Source organism: Mucilaginibacter sp. (genome assembly GCF_964263795.1).
In the GTDB taxonomy this organism is placed as follows: Bacteria; Bacteroidota; Bacteroidia; order Sphingobacteriales; family Sphingobacteriaceae; genus Mucilaginibacter.
The window spans coordinates 1-20,127 of record NZ_CAXVWK010000010.1; the positions used below are offsets into that span (position 1 = coordinate 1).

14 protein-coding genes and 1 pseudogene are annotated in these 20,127 nt (G+C 42.6%); 9 read left to right on the top strand and 6 right to left on the bottom strand.

The window, feature by feature from the left end:
- From ACE5CV_RS00805 to ACE5CV_RS00840, 8 genes and pseudogenes are all read left to right on the top strand, one after another.
- Nucleotides 1–1,292 (top strand): annotated as a pseudogene (locus tag ACE5CV_RS00805) (lipopolysaccharide biosynthesis protein); the annotation flags it as partial.
- Nucleotides 1,293–1,339: 47 nt separating this feature from the next.
- Nucleotides 1,340–1,477, top strand: a complete 138-nt coding sequence (locus tag ACE5CV_RS00810) for a hypothetical protein (RefSeq protein WP_374948246.1) — start codon at nucleotides 1,340–1,342, stop codon at nucleotides 1,475–1,477.
- Nucleotide 1,478: 1 nt separating this feature from the next.
- Nucleotides 1,479–2,984: an O-antigen ligase family protein gene (locus tag ACE5CV_RS00815; RefSeq protein WP_374948247.1), complete on the top strand. Its 1,506-nt coding sequence runs from the start codon at nucleotides 1,479–1,481 to the stop codon at nucleotides 2,982–2,984.
- Between the two features lie 3 nt (nucleotides 2,985–2,987).
- The gene (locus ACE5CV_RS00820) at nucleotides 2,988–3,602 is read left to right on the top strand and encodes an acyltransferase (protein WP_374948248.1); all 615 of its coding nucleotides are present in this window, start codon (nucleotides 2,988–2,990) and stop codon (nucleotides 3,600–3,602) included.
- Between the two features lie 15 nt (nucleotides 3,603–3,617).
- The gene (locus ACE5CV_RS00825) at nucleotides 3,618–4,958 is read left to right on the top strand and encodes a lipopolysaccharide biosynthesis protein (protein WP_374948249.1); all 1,341 of its coding nucleotides are present in this window, start codon (nucleotides 3,618–3,620) and stop codon (nucleotides 4,956–4,958) included.
- Complete coding sequence (locus ACE5CV_RS00830) at nucleotides 4,955–6,160, top strand: glycosyltransferase (RefSeq protein WP_374948250.1); 1,206 nt, start codon at nucleotides 4,955–4,957, stop codon at nucleotides 6,158–6,160. The genes ACE5CV_RS00825 and ACE5CV_RS00830 overlap by 4 nt, the downstream gene beginning before the upstream one ends.
- A 47-nt stretch (nucleotides 6,161–6,207) precedes the next feature.
- On the top strand, nucleotides 6,208–7,395 hold the full coding sequence (locus ACE5CV_RS00835) for a glycosyltransferase (RefSeq protein WP_374948251.1): 1,188 nt from the start codon (nucleotides 6,208–6,210) through the stop codon (nucleotides 7,393–7,395).
- Nucleotides 7,396–7,492: 97 nt separating this feature from the next.
- Nucleotides 7,493–10,132, top strand: a complete 2,640-nt coding sequence (locus ACE5CV_RS00840) for an amino acid adenylation domain-containing protein (RefSeq protein ID WP_374948252.1) — start codon at nucleotides 7,493–7,495, stop codon at nucleotides 10,130–10,132.
- A 54-nt stretch (nucleotides 10,133–10,186) separates the two neighbouring features.
- Here ACE5CV_RS00840 and ACE5CV_RS00845 read toward each other — a convergent pair whose 3' ends face one another.
- From ACE5CV_RS00845 to ACE5CV_RS00865, 5 genes are all read right to left on the bottom strand, one after another.
- On the bottom strand, nucleotides 10,187–10,576 hold the full coding sequence (locus ACE5CV_RS00845) for a VOC family protein (RefSeq protein ID WP_374948253.1): 390 nt from the start codon (nucleotides 10,574–10,576) through the stop codon (nucleotides 10,187–10,189).
- Nucleotides 10,576–12,801, bottom strand: coding sequence for a phosphoribosylformylglycinamidine synthase subunit PurL (gene purL, locus ACE5CV_RS00850; RefSeq protein ID WP_374948254.1), 2,226 nt, complete (start codon nucleotides 12,799–12,801; stop codon nucleotides 10,576–10,578). Before purL ends, ACE5CV_RS00845 begins: the two co-directional genes overlap by 1 nt.
- 166 nt (nucleotides 12,802–12,967) lie before the next feature.
- On the bottom strand, nucleotides 12,968–13,789 hold the full coding sequence (locus tag ACE5CV_RS00855; RefSeq protein WP_374948255.1) for an energy transducer TonB: 822 nt from the start codon (nucleotides 13,787–13,789) through the stop codon (nucleotides 12,968–12,970).
- A gap of 162 nt (nucleotides 13,790–13,951) precedes the next feature.
- Nucleotides 13,952–14,530, bottom strand: a complete 579-nt coding sequence (locus tag ACE5CV_RS00860) for a DUF4468 domain-containing protein (RefSeq protein ID WP_374948256.1) — start codon at nucleotides 14,528–14,530, stop codon at nucleotides 13,952–13,954.
- Between the two features lie 65 nt (nucleotides 14,531–14,595).
- The gene (locus ACE5CV_RS00865) at nucleotides 14,596–15,645 is read right to left on the bottom strand and encodes a porin (RefSeq protein WP_374948257.1); all 1,050 of its coding nucleotides are present in this window, start codon (nucleotides 15,643–15,645) and stop codon (nucleotides 14,596–14,598) included.
- A gap of 483 nt (nucleotides 15,646–16,128) precedes the next feature.
- On the opposite strand from ACE5CV_RS00865, the gene ACE5CV_RS00870 reads away from it, so the two are divergent.
- Nucleotides 16,129–18,303 carry a glutamine synthetase III gene (locus tag ACE5CV_RS00870; protein WP_374948258.1) on the top strand — a complete coding sequence of 725 codons (2,175 nt, stop codon included), beginning with the start codon at nucleotides 16,129–16,131 and terminating at the stop codon, nucleotides 18,301–18,303.
- Nucleotides 18,304–18,339: 36 nt separating this feature from the next.
- Here the strand turns inward: ACE5CV_RS00870 and ACE5CV_RS00875 are convergent, their stop codons facing one another.
- On the bottom strand, nucleotides 18,340–20,118 hold the full coding sequence (locus tag ACE5CV_RS00875; RefSeq protein ID WP_374948259.1) for a chloride channel protein: 1,779 nt from the start codon (nucleotides 20,116–20,118) through the stop codon (nucleotides 18,340–18,342).
- Nucleotides 20,119–20,127: the final 9 nt, after the last annotated feature.

Consider the following 20,127-nt stretch of genomic DNA (forward strand, 5'->3'; position numbering starts at 1 on the left):
TTGACCCTAAAGACCGACAGTATGTAGAGGCTGCAGTAAGCAAGTACAACCAGGCGGTTACCACCACGCAGGATCAGCTGCACCTGCTTAACGACCGTTATGTTCAAAGCGATTTCAATCCGCGTTACAAACCGGCCTTGGATTCCTTGAAAGGCCGCATCACGCAGGAGATCAACCAAACATCAGACAAGTATATTACAAACCCTCTTATTGGTAAAGAAGAGCTGGTGCGCCAGAAAGCGCAGTTAGAGATAAACCGCGATTTGGCAAAATATGGTTTAGGATCTATCAACCGGGCACTAAACGAGCTAAACGCGAATTATAACCGACTCGTGCCGTTCGACGCTACCGTTAAGCAATACAACTTTGAAATAGATATTGCCAGTAAAGAGTACATGGACGCGCTCAACAGGTATAACGAAACTAACCTGCGCTCAACTAACTCTATAAAAGTAAGGCTGGTTGACAAAGCTACACCCGATGCTGCCGAGCCATCTAAAAAGATGCTGCTGATCATATTAAGTGGTGTGGTATCATTTGCGTTCTGTGTTATTATCCTGTTTATTATCTTCTTCTTTGATGACACCATTAAAGAACCGGGCCAGCTGGTTAACAGCACTAACTTACCGCTACTGGGTTATTTAAATTCCATCAGCGGCGGGTCGTTGGATCTGCGTAAACTTTGGGATGTGGAACATCGCGAGAAGATGAAGCACTTTAAAGAACTCATTCGCTCTACCCGTTTCGAAATTGACCAGGAACTGCGTGGCGAAAAGGTGCTTGCTATTACAAGCTTGGATAAGCACGAGGGCAAAACTGTATTAGCGATTAGCCTGGCCTACTCCTACTCTATGATCAACAAAAAAGTTTTGCTGATAGATGGTAATTTTTTGAACCCGACGATCAGCGAAACGGCAAAGCCCAAGGCATTTTTAGAAGATTACTTTAAAAACAACCCCGATAATTACGAATCATTCTCTAACAATGTTAATGTACTGGGTAACCATGGCGGCGATATTACCTTGCTTGAAGTAAGCGATGAGAATTTTATACGCGGCAGGTTTAACGAGTTGAAGATCAAATACGATATTATTATCATCGAAACACCGCCGCTATCATCAATGAACAAATCAAAGGAATGGCTTTTGTTTGCCAATAAAACCATTGCTGTTTTTGAATCAGGTAAGAGCATTAAGAAATCGCAAAGAGAAGATCTTAAGTTCCTTAAAAACTTAAACAATAAATTTGCAGGCTGGATACTAAACCGCGCAAAAGTTAAGGAAAGACCCTGATAGCAGGTTTAACAAAGCAACTTCTTATCCCACCTAATACGCTACAGATGAAGATTGAACCGCAGCAACAGGAAACTGATATTTATAAGGACCTTACCCCGCTTGAGCAAAAAACGCGAAAGGTTGCCGTTGCATTTGCGTTTATTGGGGTATTTATCTGGGCCATCAAAATTTTCATGGCTTAACATGTTGTACACGCAGGCATTAAACGGACTTAAAGGTTTTGTTGGTAAAAGAGCGTTTACCAGCTTATCGACCTTTAATCTTATCCTGCTGATGTTGCCGGTTTCGGTGTTTATAGGGGCAGTTGTGGCCAAAGGCGGCATTATCGCGGCAGGTGCCCTGATGGTGTTATTTGTTGGCATCCCAATAGTACTAGGGATTGTGGCGTTTCCCCGGTTTGGTATTGTTGCTTTTATAGTTACATCCTTTTTTATAAACTACGTTGCCGAGTTGGTACCAGAAGATGTGCCGCTGGGCATTTTAATGGATGCTATAACATATTTGCTGATTTTCGGCTTTTTTCTTAAAAAGAAGTACGAGCCCAGCTGGGATTACTTCAAAAATCCTATCAGCTATTTTATACTGGCATGGCTGGCTTATAATTTGTTTGAAGTCATTAACCCGGCGGCGGCAAGTATCCTAGCGTGGATCTATACGGTACGTACCATCGGTTTCCTGATCCTTATCTTCTTTGTCTTTGTGTACCACATCAGGTCTATCGCTTACATCCGTTTTTTGTTGAAGCTTTGGTTGTTTTTATGTTTACTGGCAGCAATTTCCGGTTTCCAGCAGGAAAATATCGGCCTGCTTCCATTCGAGCATACGTTTTATTACTCTGATGCCGAAAAACTTAGTTTCCTGTTTATCCAGGGGCACCTTCGTAAGGTTGGTATCTTCCCTGATCCCGTTACTTATTCGTATAACCTGGTTGTTGCGGCTGTACTGTGCATTGTGTTTGCCATGGCAGATATATCGCTTACCAAAAAAGTGCTGCTTTGGCTGGCCGTACCGTTCTTTTTAATGACCATGCTTTACTCGGGCACCAGGGCTGCTTACGTATTGCTACCGGCCGCTATGATCTTGCTGGCTATACTTAAATTCAACAAAAGGATTTTATTTTTTGTATCGGCAGCAGGTTTAATGCTGGCCTTTGTGGTGGTTATGCCAACCAGCAACCCACTAATTAAACGATTTCAATCGGCGTTTAATCCATCTAAAGATGCATCTTATAACGTGCGTACAGAAAATCAAAAGAAGATCAAGCCATTTATCATCTCGCACCCTATTGGCGGTGGGTTAGGTTCTGTTGGGCAATGGGGCCGTAAATTTGCACCTAATTCTATGCTGGCCAAGTTCCCGCCGGATAGTGGCTATGTACGTGTTGCCGTTGAAATGGGCTGGATCGGCTTATTTTTATTTTGTACGCTTATGTTTGTTATCTTAAAAACAGGCATTAATAATTATTATCTAATTAAGAACCCTGAGCTTAAAAACTACTGCTTGGCAATGGTTTTAGTGGTATTTATATTTAACGTGGGTAATTCGCCGCAGCAGGCCTTGGTGCAGTACCCGTCAAACATTTTGTTTTATCTTGCAAGTGCTTTGGTAGTAGTAACCATGCGATTAGATAAAGAGGAACAAGAAGAAAAAAAGAAAACTGAATTATTACTTAACACGCCGAATAATTAACCAATGTCGCTGGTAACAACCATAAAATCTAACCCGGGCCTGAAAAAGTTTGTACACTCGCTTATTGTAAATAAGCGCCGGGCCGAGCCGTGGTTCTGGATTAAGTGGTTTGTAAATCCATTTGTCCATAAACGCGGCAAAGGTACTGTGGTCAAATACTATGCACGGCTTGATGTTTACCCTTTCAATGATTTCCGCCTCGGCAGCAAGGTTATCATTGAAGATTTTGCGGTGATAAACAACGGTGTTGGCGGAGTATTAGTTGGTAATAATGTGGGCATTGGGTTAAGTAATGTAATCATTGGGCCGGTTACTTTAGGCAATTACGTAATGCTGGCGCAAAACATTGTAATATCCGGCCTGAATCATGGTTTTGAGGATATTACCACCCCACCCCGTCTGCAAAAGGTTACTACTAAACAAATAACCGTGCATGATAACGTTTGGATAGGCGCTAACAGCTCGGTAACAGCGGGTGTAACAATAGGTAAGAATGCCATAATAGGCGCGGGAAGTGTTGTTACTAAAGACATACCGGAGTATTGCGTAGCAGTAGGCAACCCGGCCAGAGTAATTAAGAAATACAATTTTGAAACCGGTAGCTGGGAAAGAGTGTAAGCTGCATTTCGCTTTATGTCATTTTCAAAAAAGATAGTAAATAAACATACCATTTCATTAGCCAGTAATGCAGCCATGCCGGTAATAGGTATGCTGGTGCTATCCTTAATGGCGCACAACCTGCAAAAGGCTGATTTTGGTAACTATATCTTTTTCCTGATGGTTTTTACCCTGTCTGATACCTTCCGCACGGGGTTTATGCAAACATCGGTGGTAAAATTTTACGCGGGTGCCAGCAAAAAGAAAGCTATCAATGTTGCCGGATCGGCCTGGTCTATCGGGTTTATCATCACAGGCGCTTTTTTTGTTGTTGATCTGTTACTCTATCTGTTCTTCAAAAGCAGCAATGCCGATATCGTTGCTACTATCAAATGGTTCGGCGTAATTTATATATGTACCCTGCCGTCGGCCATAGCATCATGGCTATTACCTGCCGAACAGCGTTTTGATAAATTACTGATGCTGCAGATACTGAACCAGGGCGGTTTTTTGGTTTGCGTGCTGGGCCTTATCTTTTTTCATGAGGTAACTTTTGAGACGGTGATATACGGCTATCTGGCTAATAACATCGTTACAAGTTTTGTATGTATTTTTGCAGGATGGTCAAAAGTTCATACCATTAAATACAAAACCACGCAATCTATGCGTGAGATGGTTAACTTCGGCAAATTTAGCGTAGGTACAACGCTCGTATCTACCCTCTTAAGCAGTTCGGATACTTTTATAATCAAATCAAAATTTCCGGTAGAGCTGGTCGGTGTTTACTACATTCCCCAACGTTTGCTCGAGATCTTCCAGATCCCTATCCGGGCCTTTGTAGCTACTGCCATGCCCGAACTTTCATCCGCCGTGCACCGTAAAGACGATGTGGAGGTTAGCACCATCATGAAACGTTATGCCGGTATGCTTACGGTACTTTTTATACCCATGGCAATAGGCGCATTCATATTAGGCGGCATCATCATTCACTTGCTTTTCGGTAAAAAGTTTGATAATACCGATGCCGTGAGCATCTTTCGCATTTTTATCTGCTACGTGATGCTTTTGCCTATTGATAGGTTTTTTGGTATTACTTTAGATATTATTGGCAAGCCCCACCTTAATATGATCAAGGTATTACTGATGCTGTTCGTTAACGTCACCGGCGATTTTATAGGCATCGCGCTGCTGCATAACCTTTATGGAGTAGCCATTGCATCGCTTTTCACATTTTTAACAGGTGCATTGTTTGGATATTGGCAACTTAAAAAGCATCTTCACTTTACAATAAGGGATATATTCACATTAGGATATCAACAATTGAAGGATGTGGCTATGAACTTGTTACGTAAAAACGCAAAGCAGGAGATTGTGTGAGTTTAAAAGGTGAGCATATTGTTTTTTTTTCGCAGATGCAATTTGATGGTAAGCTGGCATCAACTAATTATACCATTGCAAGGCATTTAGCTAAAAATAACTACGTTTACTTTGTAGACCGGCCTTACACCTGGAAAGACTATTTTCAGTTTAAAGACACGCAATCTTTTAATATTCGCAAAAGGCATTTCTTCTCTGCTACCAACAGTTACATCCAGTCAGATATTCCGAACCTTAAGATTATCATCTGCCCGCCCGTGCCGTCTATAAATGTGTTGCCGGAAGGCCCGGCTTACAGGCTTGCAGTCAAATTTAATGAGTGGATTGTTGCCACACGGTTAAAAAGAGCGCTGAAAACACATGGGGTCAGCGATTATATTTACATCAATTCCTATAACTTCTCCTACCCTACCCTGCATAGGTTGCTCAACCCGTCGTTAACGGTTTACCATTGCGTCGACCCTATAATTGAAGATTATCAGCTGAAACACGGTGTACACAACGAGGAGTTATTGGTAAAAAGTGTCGACCTGGTAGTTTGTACCAGTAAGGAACTTACCAATCAAAAAGCACAGCTAAACCGTAACGCGTACTTTGTAGCTAATGCTGCCAGCCTTGCGCATAGCCAGCGAGCGCTTGACCCAAACCTGCCATTATCGCCGATCTTCGATCAGATCAAAAAACCGGTCATCGGTTACCTGGGCGCTATTGAACGACGGATAGACTATAATATGATGAAACAGGTGATTGCTCTTAACCCGGATAAAAGCTTTGTTTTTATTGGCCCTGTTGATAAGACATATTTGCATGGTGGCGGCTTTAGCGCCCCTAACCTGCATTTGCCCGGCCCTGTATCATACAATGATATGCCTGGAGTTTTGAAAGGGTTTGATGTGGGGATCATTCCATTTAAAAAAGACGATGTGAGCAATAACATCTTCCCGTTAAAATTATTTGAATATATGGGCGCTGGTAAGCCTATTGTAGCAACTGATTTTAACGATGATCTTAAAAATTTCACATTCGATACGGTACCTTATTGCCGGAATGCTGAGGATTTTTCTGCCGGCATTAACGACGCCTTAGACGATACTCCGTTTAAGCAGCAGCAACGATTCACTATAGCTGCCAACAACACCTGGGAGCACCGGATAGAACAGCTGGAAGAAATTTTGGCCGCAGGTTTAGCACAAAAACGTTAGCTCCCTAATTGAAAATTATTTATTAATTTAAAGCAGGCATTCATAACATGGATTTTATAAAATTACTCTTCTCAATCGTTTTCAGTATCGTATTCATTTACATGGCTATATACAGCCTGTACCTGTTCATATTTTCGTTTGTGGGCCGTTTCGTAATAATAAAGGCGCCACCTGTTGCCGAAGCATTTAGCAAGTTTGTAATCTACATCTGCGCTTATAAAGAAGATGCCATCATTTTGAATTCGGCAGCGCAGGCACTTACTATAGATTATCCGCAGGATAAATTCCATGTTTGTGTAATTGCCGATTCTATGCAGCCAGAAACAGTCGAAAAGCTGAAGGCCATGCCTTTACAGGTGGTTGAGGTGGTATTTGAAAGCAGCACCAAATCAAAAGCGCTGCACGCGGCTATCGCTGCTACTCACCAGGATTTTGATGCAGCGGTGGTATTTGATATCGATAACATTGCTGCCCCTGATTTTTTACGTCACATTAATGACTATTTGCACGCCGGCAACCGCGTGATACAAGGCCACCGGGTAGCTAAAAATACTGAGACACCGGTTGCTATTTTAGATGCCATTAGCGAAGAGGTTAACAACCACATCTTCCGTAAAGGGCAGCGTGTATTTAATTTATCAGCAGCCATTATCGGTTCGGGCATGGCACTGGAGTACAGGCTTTTTAAAGATACCATGGCACAGATAGATGCTGTTGGTGGTTTTGATAAAGAAATGGGACTGGTGCTTACCCGCCAAAAGATTCATGTGGCCTATGCAGATGCAGCGCTTATATATGATGAAAAGGTAAGCAACCCCGAAGTATTTAAAAAACAACGCCGTCGCTGGCTATCAGCTCAATTTAACCTCTTAAAAACTTATGGTAGTACGGGTTTTACCGAGCTGTTTAAAAATGGGAATTTCGACTACTTTAACGAAATTTATCAAACGGCCATATTGCCGCGCATTTTAATGTTAGGTTTAATGCCGTTTATGCTGCTAATATCTTTACTTACACCAGGGATTGGGCCATCGTGGCAAATGTGGCTAACGGCAACATTGTTGTGTTATATTGGTATATTAATTGCAATACCTGCCCAGTTCTTTAATGGAAAATTACTCGGCGCGGTTTTAAAGATCCCTTTGATATTTTTCTCGATGCTGGCATTGCTTTTTAAGTTAAAGGGAGCCAACAAAAAATTTATTCATACGCCACATAATCCAACCGCTGTTTAGTACGTAAGTATGCATGGTTGGAACATTGCGAAAATTAGTTGCCCGTGTACTATTTAAACAGTGTTAATTAATAAATATCCCTTGTTTAAGAATTTGTATGGAATCAATATTTAATAATACTTCCGTTGATTATCCGAAAGAGACATCCCTGCACTCGCTTATTGTAGAATCTGCACAAAAGTATCCAGATAGTTTAGCTATAAAATTTCATGAGCGTTCGGTCACTTATACCGAATTTAACAAAGCGACTAACCGCATAGCTCGAGTTCTCATAGAACAAGGCATAAAAAAAGGTGATGTTGTTGGCCTTGCGCTTGACCGTACGCCCGAGATGATCATGTCGTTAGTGGCCATCATGAAAACCGGGGCAGCCTATGTTCCACTTGATCCGGAATATCCGAAAGACCGTATAGAATTTATGCTAGAAGATTCAGGTGCGAAGGTGTTGCTCAGCTCTCAAAAATATAAAGGACATTACGCCGGTAATACCATCGAAGTTTTGATAGAAGATGCGCTGTCACAATCGGCCAATTATCCCGCCGATGAACCGGAGGTTATAGTTACCGGGAATGACCTTGCCTATATTCTCTACACATCCGGCTCTACGGGTAAGCCAAAGGGTGTGCAAATACCGCATGGGGCATTAGTAAATTTGGTATTAAGCATGCAGAAAAAGCCTGGCATGACTCCCGTTGATAAAATCCTTGCAGTTGCTACTATATCGTTTGATATAGCCGGGGTAGATATTTACCTTCCATTAGTTACCGGTGCGCAAATTATATTGGCGGATTCTTTAACTGCCAAAGATGGGCGGGCGCTTTTAGATATCGTACGGAACGAAAACATTACCATAATGCAAGCCACGCCATATACCTGGCGTATGATGCTCGAGGTTGGCTGGAACGAATATTTGCCGGTTAAAGTGTTTACGGGCGGCGAAGCGTTTCCGAAAGATCTGGCTGAAAAATTGTTGCCAATAAGTAAAGAGGTGTGGAACCTTTACGGCCCAACCGAGACTACTATATATTCTATCATCAAACAAATAACTGATGCTAATGATATTACAATAGGTTGGCCCATTGATAATACGCAGATATACATTGTTGATGAGCAAATGCAAAACCATACCGATGGCGAAATTGGTGAGATACTAATTGGCGGCGCAGGCGTTTCATGGGGATATTTGAACCGGGCGGAATTGACTGCCCAGAAATTTATTGACAATCCTTTTTCTGACACCCCCGGTGATAAAATTTACCGTACCGGCGATTTGGGTAAATATAAGCCGGATGGCGATATCGTTTACCTTGGCCGTATAGACCACCAGGTAAAAGTACGTGGTTATCGAATAGAATTGGGTGAAATTGAATTTAACCTGGGTAAGCAACCCGATATAAAGGATGCAGTAGTGGTTGCCCGTGAAGATACCCCCGGCATGCCACGCCTGGTTGCCTACCTTACCTTGCCAACAGGGCAGGTTGGCGTGCCCGAAAGTACACAGATCACCAATTGGGAACAGGCTTTGTTAGCTGTTTTGCCTGAATATATGGTGCCGGATGATTGGGTTTTGCTGGAAAGTATCCCATCAACACCTAACGGAAAAATTGATCGTAAGGCTTTGCCAAAGCCGGATTACAGCCACATTAACCGTACCGGCGAATACGTTGCGCCACGAAGCGATAATGAGAAAATGGTTTCCTGTATCTGGGAAGAAATGATGGGGTTGGAAAAGATTAGTATCCAGGACAATTTTTTTCAACTGGGTGGCCGCTCGTTGGTAGCTGTTAAAATAATGGCTAAGATAGAGCAGGAAACAGGCAAGCGCTTACCATTGGCTACGTTATTTGAACACTCAACAGTGGAGCAATTGGCAGCAAGGCTTGAGATTGACGATTCGTCTATCAGTTGGAAATCGTTGGTTCCGATTAAACCTAAGGGCACTAAAATGCCCTTATATATTGTTCATGGCGCAGGTTTAAATGTTTTGCTGTTTAATGCGTTAGCCATGAATATGGACGACGATCAACCTGTTTATGGGCTGCAGGCTCGCGGGTTGAACGGCATTGAAGAACCGTTAGATGTAATGGAAGATATTGCCGCTAATTACATAGAAGAAATTATTGCGCATGACCCGGTTGGGCCTTATGCAGTTGCCGGTTACTCGTTAGGCGGTATGATCGCTTACGAAATGGCCAAGCAAATGCTGGCCATGGGCAAGGATGTGAAGATGCTGGCTGTGTTTGATACCTACGCCGACCAAACTACAACACTTGACTCGCCACTTACCAAGGCACTAAAACGGATGTGGCTGTTAATTAAGCAGGTTGCCTACACGCCGGTTTTATTCATGCAGGACCCCAAGCGGACAATTGAATACAAAAGCCGTGAGATAGGCCGGAGGATTAAGAAGACATTTAAAAAGCTTACCCCCACCGAAAAGGAAGCCAAGAAAAATGTATTTGCAGAATATAATGACGAGATAGATGAAAAAAGCGCTAAAGCCCAACGTAACTACCTGTTAACGCCGGTAGATATTGAACTGGAGTTATTTCGCGCACAAAAGAAAACGTTTTATATGGACGATTTTAAATACCTGGGCTGGCTCCCATACGCTAAAAAAGGCGTTAACGTTTATGAGATACCGGGTGAGCATAATACTATTTTTGCCCCGCCTAATGATAAACAATTTGCAAAAGTACTGCAGGCTTGTATGGATAAGGCGGCAAAAAAGAAATAAAAGCAAAGGGCTTGTATGGTTGTACAAGCCTTTTGCTTTTATTTAATTAATTGTTTAAACTTCATAAAGCTCTAATGGTAAGCCATCAGGGTCATTAAAAAAGGTAAAGCGTTTGCCGGTAAATTCATCCACCCGGACAGGCTCGGTGCTTACCTGCAGTTCATTTAAATGGAATACCGCTTCATCAATATCATCTACCTCAAAAGCCAAATGCCGCAGGCCTACTGCTTCAGGTCGCGAAGGCCTTAATGCTGGATCGGGAAAGGAGAACAACTCGATTTGATATTGTCCGTTCACTTCCAGATCCAGCTTATATGATCTGCGCTCTTCGCGGTAAACTTCGCGCACAACCGTAAATCCTAAGATATTTACATAGAACTTTTTTGACAGTTCATAATCCGAACAGATTATAGCGATATGGTGGATCTTTTTGAGTTTAAGCATTATTCGCCCAAAATTACATGCAGCACGTTATCGTTCACCATTTTAATATCGGTAATATTGCCAAACAACTCGTCATCGATGTTGGTATTGCCAATGCCGTTAACGGTACCCAGTAAGCTAAACTCCACCTCGCTGGTCGCCATCATTTCTACAAAGCGTTCCTGGTCATCCGGAGCGATAGAAACCACTACCCTTCCCTGCGCCTCGCCAAATAAAAACGCGTCCTTACGGATAGCAATGTCGGTTTCAATATCAAATCCTAAGCCATTAGGCATAGCCGACTCCACTAATGCAATATACAAACCTCCATCTGCAACATCATGTGCAGATTGTATGATCTTATGTTTAATCAGTTCTTTAACTACTTGATGCATTGCGTACTCGTTATCAATGTCAAAGTAAGGCGCAGGTGCTTTCGAGATTTTATGGTACGAAGCCAGGTACTGTGATGATGCGATGTCGTTTTGCGATTCACCTATCAAGTAAATCAAGTTGCCGGGCTGTTTAAAATCCGATGTCATAATGTTACTTACATCATCCATTACGCCCAGCATACCAATAGTTGGTGTCGGGAAAACCGGCCCTTCATCTGATGACTGGTTGTAGAAACTTACGTTACCACCCGTTACCGGGGTTTCGAATTTAGTACAGGCTTCGCTCATACCTTTTATGGCACCAACAAACTGCCAGTAAACTTCGGGCTTGTAAGGGTTACCAAAGTTTAAGCAATTGGTAATAGCAACAGGCTCGCCGCCTGCGCAGGTAATGTTACGTGCTGCTTCGGCAACTGCAATGGCCGTCCCCTTTTGCGGGTCGGCGTAAACGTAACGCGAGTTGCAATCGCAGGTAATTACAATCGCTTTGTTAGTATCGCGAACGGCAACAACAGCTGCATCGCTCGGGCGGTTGGTAGTCATGGTTGCAACGCCAACCATGCTATCATATTGATCTGTTACCCAACGTTTTGAGGCGATATTCGGATGCGCGATCAAGTGCTCGGCAACATCAACCAGGTTTTCCGGCTCGGCAACATCTTCTATTCTGAATTTTTGATTTTCTGCAAAGTAAGCCGGTTCGCGGTATTCTCGCTCGTAAACCGGTGCACCACCACCAAGCACTAAATCATCGGCAGGTACATCAGCTACTTTTTCGCCATTCATAAAATACTCCAGCCGTTGTGTATCCGTAACCTCGCCAATGATGGCACAATTCAGGTCCCATTTATCAAAAACAGCCTCAACCAAAGCTTCTTTACCTTTTTCAACCACGATGAGCATCCGTTCCTGAGATTCCGAAAGAAGGATCTCATAAGGTTTCATATTATCCTGGCGCATTGGTACACGGTCCAGGTGAATGATCATTCCATGCTCGCCTTTGGCGCTCATCTCTGAGTTGGAGCAGATAATACCCGCAGCGCCCATGTCCTGCATGCCTATAACAGCACCGGTCTTGATCACTTCAAGCGTGGCTTCCAGTAAAAGCTTCTCCTGGAACGGGTCGCCTACCTGTACTGCAGGCAAGTCATTAACCGAATCTTCAGTAATATCCTTAGATGCAAAAGCGGCGCCGTGAATCCCATCCTTGCCTGTAGCCGAGCCTACAATGTAAACAGGATTGCCTACACCATAAGAGGTAGCCGAAACCGTTTCACCGGCCTTAACAATACCAGCAGAGAATGCGTTAACCAGCGGATTGATGTTATAACAATCGTCAAAGAACAATTCTCCTCCCACTGTTGGGATACCGAATGCATTACCATAATGGCTGATGCCTTTTACTACGCCTTTAACCAGCCACTTGGTTTTGTCCAGGTTTAAGTCACCAAAGCGCAGCGAATTCATTTGGGCAATAGGCCTTGCGCCCATTGTAAATATGTCGCGATTTATACCGCCTACACCTGTGGCAGCACCCTGGTAAGGTTCAAGCGCAGATGGGTGGTTATGTGATTCAATTTTAAAGGCGCAGCCAATGCCGTCACCCAGATCAACAAGTCCGGCGTTTTCTTCACCAGCCTTAGCCAGCATTCGCGGCCCATCTTTAGGCAGTGTTTTTAGCCAAGTAATAGAATTTTTATAGGAACAGTGCTCGCTCCACATTACCGCGAAAATAGAAAGTTCGGTAAAGTTTGGTACGCGGGCCAGTATTTCAATAATGCGGTCGTATTCTTCAGATAAAAGTCCCAGATCTCGGGCGGTTTCAACGGTAGTTAATTCCTGGTGCTCCAATGTGTTTTAATTTAGTTGAAAAGATGCTCAAAATTAGAAAAAAAGCCCATAAAGTGGCGAAAAAATACATAGAAACATGCAACGTAGCTTGAAATAAACAGCCGAAAACATGGGCAACTTTATGCACCTGGTGCTTCCGGCTGTCGATATAAATTAAGATTAAGGATTACTCCGGCAATTGAAAATTGATCGGGATCACATACCTTACTCTAACCGGCTGACCGTTTTGCCGACCCGGTTTCCAGGCTTTTGCAAGCTTTAAAACTCTTAACGCTTCCTGATCCATTCCAAAGCCTGCCCCACGCTCTACAACAATGTTGGACAATCCGCCATCTTTTTCAATTACAAAACTAACGATCACCCGCCCGGACGCACCGGCATCTGTCGCTGCTGCAGGGTAGCGCAAGTTTTTACTTAGGAATTTTGAGAATGCACCCATGCCTCCAAAAGGTTCTGGTTGTTCTTCTAAGGTTCCGGTTGTAAAAATCTCAGACGAACTCGCTTCAGAAGCGACTGAGGGCGGCCCGGCAGGTAAATCCACCGGGGGGTTAACTTGACCGTTCTCATCACCCTTTTTTGTTTCGGGGCCAACGTTTCCGGTTAGCTCACTTACCTTGGGGGGCTGTTCTGTTACAGGATCACTTGTAACCTTATACTGCAAAAATTTGGTGGTAGATGCAGCAGGTAAGGCTTTTGCAGGTGCCTGTTTTACCAACGGCTCTACTTTTTTCTCCACTTTTACCACCGGCGGCAGAGGGGTGATATCAACGATCGTTGAATGATCATGTGTAACCCGCTCAATCTCCTTAGCATGAAGTTTAAGGTAAATGCCCCCTGCCGCAATAACGGTAAAAGTGATCAGCATCGCCCTAACCATGTTGCCGGCGTAATGACTGCGCAGGTCATAAGCGCCATAACTTTTGTTTTTGTTTGCGAATACAACGTCGAGCCACTCGGCGTTGTACAAATTTAGTTTTGTGTTAAGCATGTAAAAGAATTTAATTTTCTTATTTAACGCTTAAACAGAATTAAAAGTTGTGTAAATAGTAATTTATGCAAATTTTATATCTTATTTGGACAACTAATGCAGAATATATATTGGCAATAAACTTACTTTACCAAATTTATAGGAAATTATAATCTCAGTCGATTACCAGTTATAAGTATTGACTTTGTTTGGAGGTAAGATGATTTTTGTCTGTGAAACTTTATTCATTTGTTTGCTGATAGCGTCTGCAGTGGCCTGACAGAAGCTGCCTGTTTGATTAAGGTAACTATCCGCTTCTTTCTGAGTAAACTTTGTGGCTAGTTTCTCAAAAGCAACCTCTACCCCTGTTACAGCAACCATATTGCCATAGCGGTCACGCCTATAAGGAGTAAAAACAAAATCACTTACTTTATAGCGATATTTTTGATCTTTGGATTCGATGTATAATTTATAAGTTACTTCACCTGCTTCTTTCCTTACTATAGATGACCCGTTATAAACCATAAATTTGCCTTTACCTGTAACAGCCCTGTCATCAGTACTAGCCGGATTAAACTTTAAATTTGCCATTTTCATGAACGATAAGCTCCTGCTATACAATGTATCTGCGCTAACACCTGATTTATCAACTACCCGATAGTAAACATATTTATTGCCCTCGTCTGATTGCAGGATTTCTTTTTGCGCCCGGGCAGTTTGTGTAAATAAAATCAGGATAAAAAGGTACGATAGCTTTTTCATATGATAAAGGTAAGCCATCCGTAAATCAATACGGATGGCTTGTAAAATTAAAATGGATTAAATTTTTAGAAAGCGTAAACGGCCGCCAATACAAATTGCGAAGCTGTTTTAGTTGGCGTAACACCACCACTCTTGGTAAAGCCGTCTGCCAGGTTTTTGTTGTTGTCCAACCTCATTTCCGGAATAAGCGTAAGCGGGCCGCTTTTTATATTGGCAGTTAAAGTAAATGCCGTTACCGAACTGCCGGGCGCCGGGCCGAAAGTAGTAACGCTGCCGTTTTTAGTTTTAAAATATTCGCCGCGCAGGCCCAGTGTTACATCTTTAGCCACTGCAATCTGCGGATACAACGCCACACCAGAGAAACCACCCGTACCTACCGCATCAGCAGCCGAGAAATCAGCGGCGTTAAGGCCTAATTTAAAAGCATCGGTAATTTGGTAAGATGTGGTTAGGTCAATTTCTGTACCTGATAACTTGCCGGTTAAAAGGTTGATGTATGCTGTCCAGCCTTTAGCCGGCGCAAGCATTAACTGCGCACCAAATGTATTTACTTTACTTACCGAAGTATAAACGTTCCAGGCATCGTTAAAGATACCTGCCATTAAGCTGGCTTTATCGCTGAATAAATAAGTGGCTTTGACGCCTGCATTTTGGAACGGCCCGTTGGTGAAAAGATATGAGGTTGAGTAATTGAAATTACCAACCGGCGAAATCACTTCATAACCAACAAATGTAGCCATGTAGCCGCCAGTTAAATTGAATTTATCCGTAACATCATAAGATACATACAGATTTTGTACGTGATAACTGTTGCCATCATTTGGATCATTCAAAATCGATTGTGATTGACCACGCGGCCCAAAAGACATCTCTCCAACAAAAGCAGCCTTACCAATCTTCTTTTTAAGGGCCAGATCTATCATACCTATGGATATGGAATTTTGATCGGAAGCAAAACTCGTTGGAATATTACTGTGTTTGGCGAAATCGTACTTAAAATACGTGTCAACCGATCCCGAGATCATTAAAGGTGGGTCTGCTTTAGTGGTATCTTGGGCTTGAGTGGCAAAAGTGGATACTACCAGTAAAAGTAATAGTAAAAATTTCTTTTTCATTGTCATTTGTTTAGGGTTTGTATTATTTAGTGTGTATTTGTGAACGATATTTAACATAATATCTAAAGATTGTCAATTATGATAGCCTCGCAAATGCCATTTTGAATATTAGTATGCATTTACATGAAGTAACCAATCAAATAATCACAATATTTAGATACTTATATATGTATTTTTATGAAAATAAGGTATTTATAAAGTCAAAACAATATTTATATTGAAAATCTGTAATTAAATCATTACTTTTATTAAAATAATAATAAAAAGGCAGTATTTAAATTGATAAATAGCAATTTTGTAATTAAATCTATCTAATTTTCTACTTAATTTTCAATCATTAATTTAAAAAATTTATTTAAACTGCAACTGGCATCTTGTATTTGATATGCATACAGTTAGTTTTGACGACAAACAATATTTGTAAGAATTGGAAAGGCGTTAAGCTTTTATAATCTTACTTTTGGGCATCCAATCAATATAATTATGCCCAGCATTAGATTTCAAGCGCTACAAACCGTACAAAACCGGGAAATTCCTGAGATAAAGACCCCTTCAAACAAAATTTCCGATTATTTTAATGCTAATGTGTTTGATAAGCTTAAAATGAAGGAGTATTTGTCTACCGAAGCTTACAACGTTATTGTAGACTCAATAGACAATGGCGTGGCTATTCCACGAGACATGGCCGAACAGGTAGCATCGTCTATGAAATCATGGGCTATGGGCAAAGGCGCTACACATTACACACACTGGTTTCAGCCACTGACCGGCACTACCGCCGAAAAACACGACGCCTTTTTTGAACCTACTGCTGATGGCGGATCTATTGAGCGTTTTAGCGGTGATGCCCTTGCGCAACAGGAGCCGGATGCATCAAGTTTCCCAAGTGGAGGAATACGTAACACCTTTGAAGCACGCGGCTACACCGCCTGGGACCCATCATCCCCGGCATTTATAATTGGCAGGACCTTGTGTATACCTACCGTATTTGTATCATATACCGGCGAGGCTTTAGATTATAAGGTGCCACTGCTAAAAACTTTAAGCGTGTTAGATAAGGCTGCCGTTGACGTTTGCCACTACTTTGATAAAAGCATAGAAAAAGTGAATGCCTCCCTCGGCATTGAGCAGGAATACTTTTTAGTTGATACCGCCTTATTTAACGCCCGCCCGGATCTTTCATTAACCGGCCGTACCTTGTTCGGCCATATGTCTGCAAAAAACCAGCAATTAGAAGATCACTACTTTGGTTCGATACCAAGCCGTGTTTACGCTTTTATGCAGGATATGGAAACCGAAGCCTTGCAATTAGGTATTCCGTTAAAAACCAGGCATAACGAGGTTGCTCCGTCACAATTTGAGTGTGCACCTATATATGAAGAAATTAACCTGGCAATCGATCACAATCAATTGCTGATGGATATAATGGACCGCGTGGCAAGACGACATCACTTTAAAGTATTGCTTCATGAGAAACCTTACGCTGGTGTCAACGGATCGGGCAAGCATAACAACTGGTCGCTGATCACCAATACAGGTAAGAATTTATTGTCGCCGGGCAAGACACCCAAAAACAACCTGATGTTCCTGACATTTTTTGTAAACACCATCAAAGCTGTTCATGAACATGCCGATTTGCTTAGAGCCTCTATCGCGTCGGTAAATAATGACCACAGGCTGGGTGCCAATGAGGCGCCTCCGGCTATCATTTCTATTTTTTTAGGTAGCCAGCTAAACGAAGTTCTTGATGAGATAGACACATCGCGATTGAGCAAAAAGATCAAGGAGGAAAACTCGCTGTGGCAGGGCATTCCAAAAATACCACAGATACTTAAAGATAACACAGATCGGAACCGGACATCGCCATTTGCGTTTACGGGCAATAAGTTCGAGCTAAGGGCCGTAGGGTCATCGGCCAACTCGGCCAGCCCCATGACGGTGCTTAATTTAATCATGGCCGATCAGCTTAAAAAATTTAAATACGATGTTGATAAGCTGCTTAAGAAAGGCGAAAAGAAGGATGTGGCTTTAATGACCATTATTAAACGATACATTAAGGAATCAAGAAACATCCGTTTCGAGGGGAATGGTTACAGTGAGGAATGGGAACAGGAAGCCGAAAAACGTGGACTGCCTAACATCAAGACCACTCCGAAAGCACTGGATGCATTCATATCAGAAAAAAGCGAAATCCTTTTTGCCGAAACCGGTGTGTTTACCAAACGCGAGGCACATGCCCGCCATGAGATATTGTTAGACAGCTTCTATAAAAAACTGCAGATAGAAGCCCGCGTAATGGGCGAACTAGTAATGAATGTGATTATCCCGGCGGCAGTGGCTTATCAATCTAAATTGATAGAAAATGTCAAAGGCTTAAAAGACATTGGTTTGGACACAGATAGTTATGCTGCACAGATGGATATCATCAAACAGATCTCCGGGCACATCAATGTTATCAAGACCAGTGTTGAACAAATGATTGATGAGCGTAAAAAAGCTAATAAGATTGATGATCTGCGTGACCGGGCTATCAGTTACGACGAAAGAGTTAAAAGCTATTTTCAGCCGATACGCTATGAAGTAGATAAACTGGAACAACTGGTGGACGACTCGTTATGGCCGCTACCAAAATTCCGGGAGTTGCTGTTTATTAAATAGCAAAAAGGCCCTTGTATACAAACAAGGGCCTTTTTATTACCTCGCAAATATATCTGCCTGATGGTGCTGACTGATGATCACATCGCGATATTTGGCCAGCAACGCCGATTTTGAGATAAATCCAACAAACCGCCCCTCCTTTATCACCGGCAGTTGCCAAACATCAAACTGGTCGAACAGGTCCATCACATGGCTTACCGGCTCGCCATAGGCTACTACAGCTGGTGGTGCAACCATAATATCGGTAATAGTGTCACTGTCTTTTATTACGTTAAGCAAATGTTTGCGTACCTCATCCATCAGCACCACCCCTTCCAACACACCATCATGATCAACCACCGGGAAAATATTTGCATGACTGGTTGATAAAATACTATAAAATTCTTTGATGGGCATATGGCTGGTAACCGGGATAAATTGGCGGTTGATAACGCTGTCTAAAGTTATCTGTGCAAGCATACTATGATCTTGCCCCGGATGGATATTTTTTTCATGTACTAATTCATGCCAGTACATATTGTGTTCGCTAAACATGCGTGATATGATGTAAGATATTGCCGACACGATCATCAGCGGTATAAAAAGCACATAGCCACCGGTAATTTCGGCAATTAAAAATATTGCGGTTAATGGGGCATGCAATACACCACTAAGCGCGCCGGCCATACCAACTGCGATAAAGTTACTGGTGCTTAAATGAATGATACCGGTTTGGTTAACGCCAAACGCTACAAACAACCCCAGGAAAGCCCCTGTAAACATAGTGGGTGCAAATGTGCCGCCATTACCACCCGAGCCAATAGTCACACCGGCAGCAATAATCTTGGTTAAAACAAGCGCTGCAATAAACAGCAACATTAACCAGGGGTTGGATAACCACTCGCTAAAAAAAGTTTCGTCCTTAAGTACTTCTATATTGCCATTCAGTATTTCCTGCAGATAATGGTAACCCTCGCCAAAAAGCGCAGGAAACACCATAATGATCACCCCAAGTAAAAGCCCGCCGCCAATAGCACGCACGTAACGGTTTTGCTTTAAAAAAATACCCTTCTCTAACTTACCTGCAACCTTGGTGATATATACGGCCACCCAGCCGCTTAATAGGCCGAGGATAATGTAAAACGGCAGCGCACCCATTACCCAACCCTCGGTAACAAGGTGAAATAATTGGCGGGAATATAAAACCTTTGCAACCACCACACCCGTGGCTGATGCTATGAGCAATGGTATAAACGTAGGGATGGTGATTTCGCCAATAAGTATTTCCAGGGCGAATAGTACCCCCGCGATTGGGCTGTTAAAAACCGCCGCAATACCTGCAGAAGCACCTGCCGCTATCAACACTGTTTTTTCGTATGGGCTTAGGTTAAACATACGGCCGAAATTTGACCCAATTGCCGCACCGGTACATACGATTGGTGCCTCTAAACCTGATGACCCTCCGAACCCTACCGTTAACGAACTGGTTATTAAATGCGAGTAGATGTTGTTGCTGCGGATGTTTGCCTGGTTCTTTTTAATATTGATGAGAATATTGCCAATACCCTTCTGCATTTTATCCCGGTTAACAATGTGCTGCCACGCTACGGTAAGTAAAATACCAAACGCGGGTAAAAACACATATATAATATGGAAAGGTAAGTGCGAGGATATGTTACGGCTTACATCTTCCATAACATGCACCAGAAACTTTAATGCTACAGCTGCAAGCCCGCCAATTAACCCGACCGCAACACTACAATAGATAAGAAAATTACGCTGTGTGGCCCGGTTTAAGCGCCAGCGGGTAATTTTGTAACCAAGGGATTTTAACATAGCAGTTTG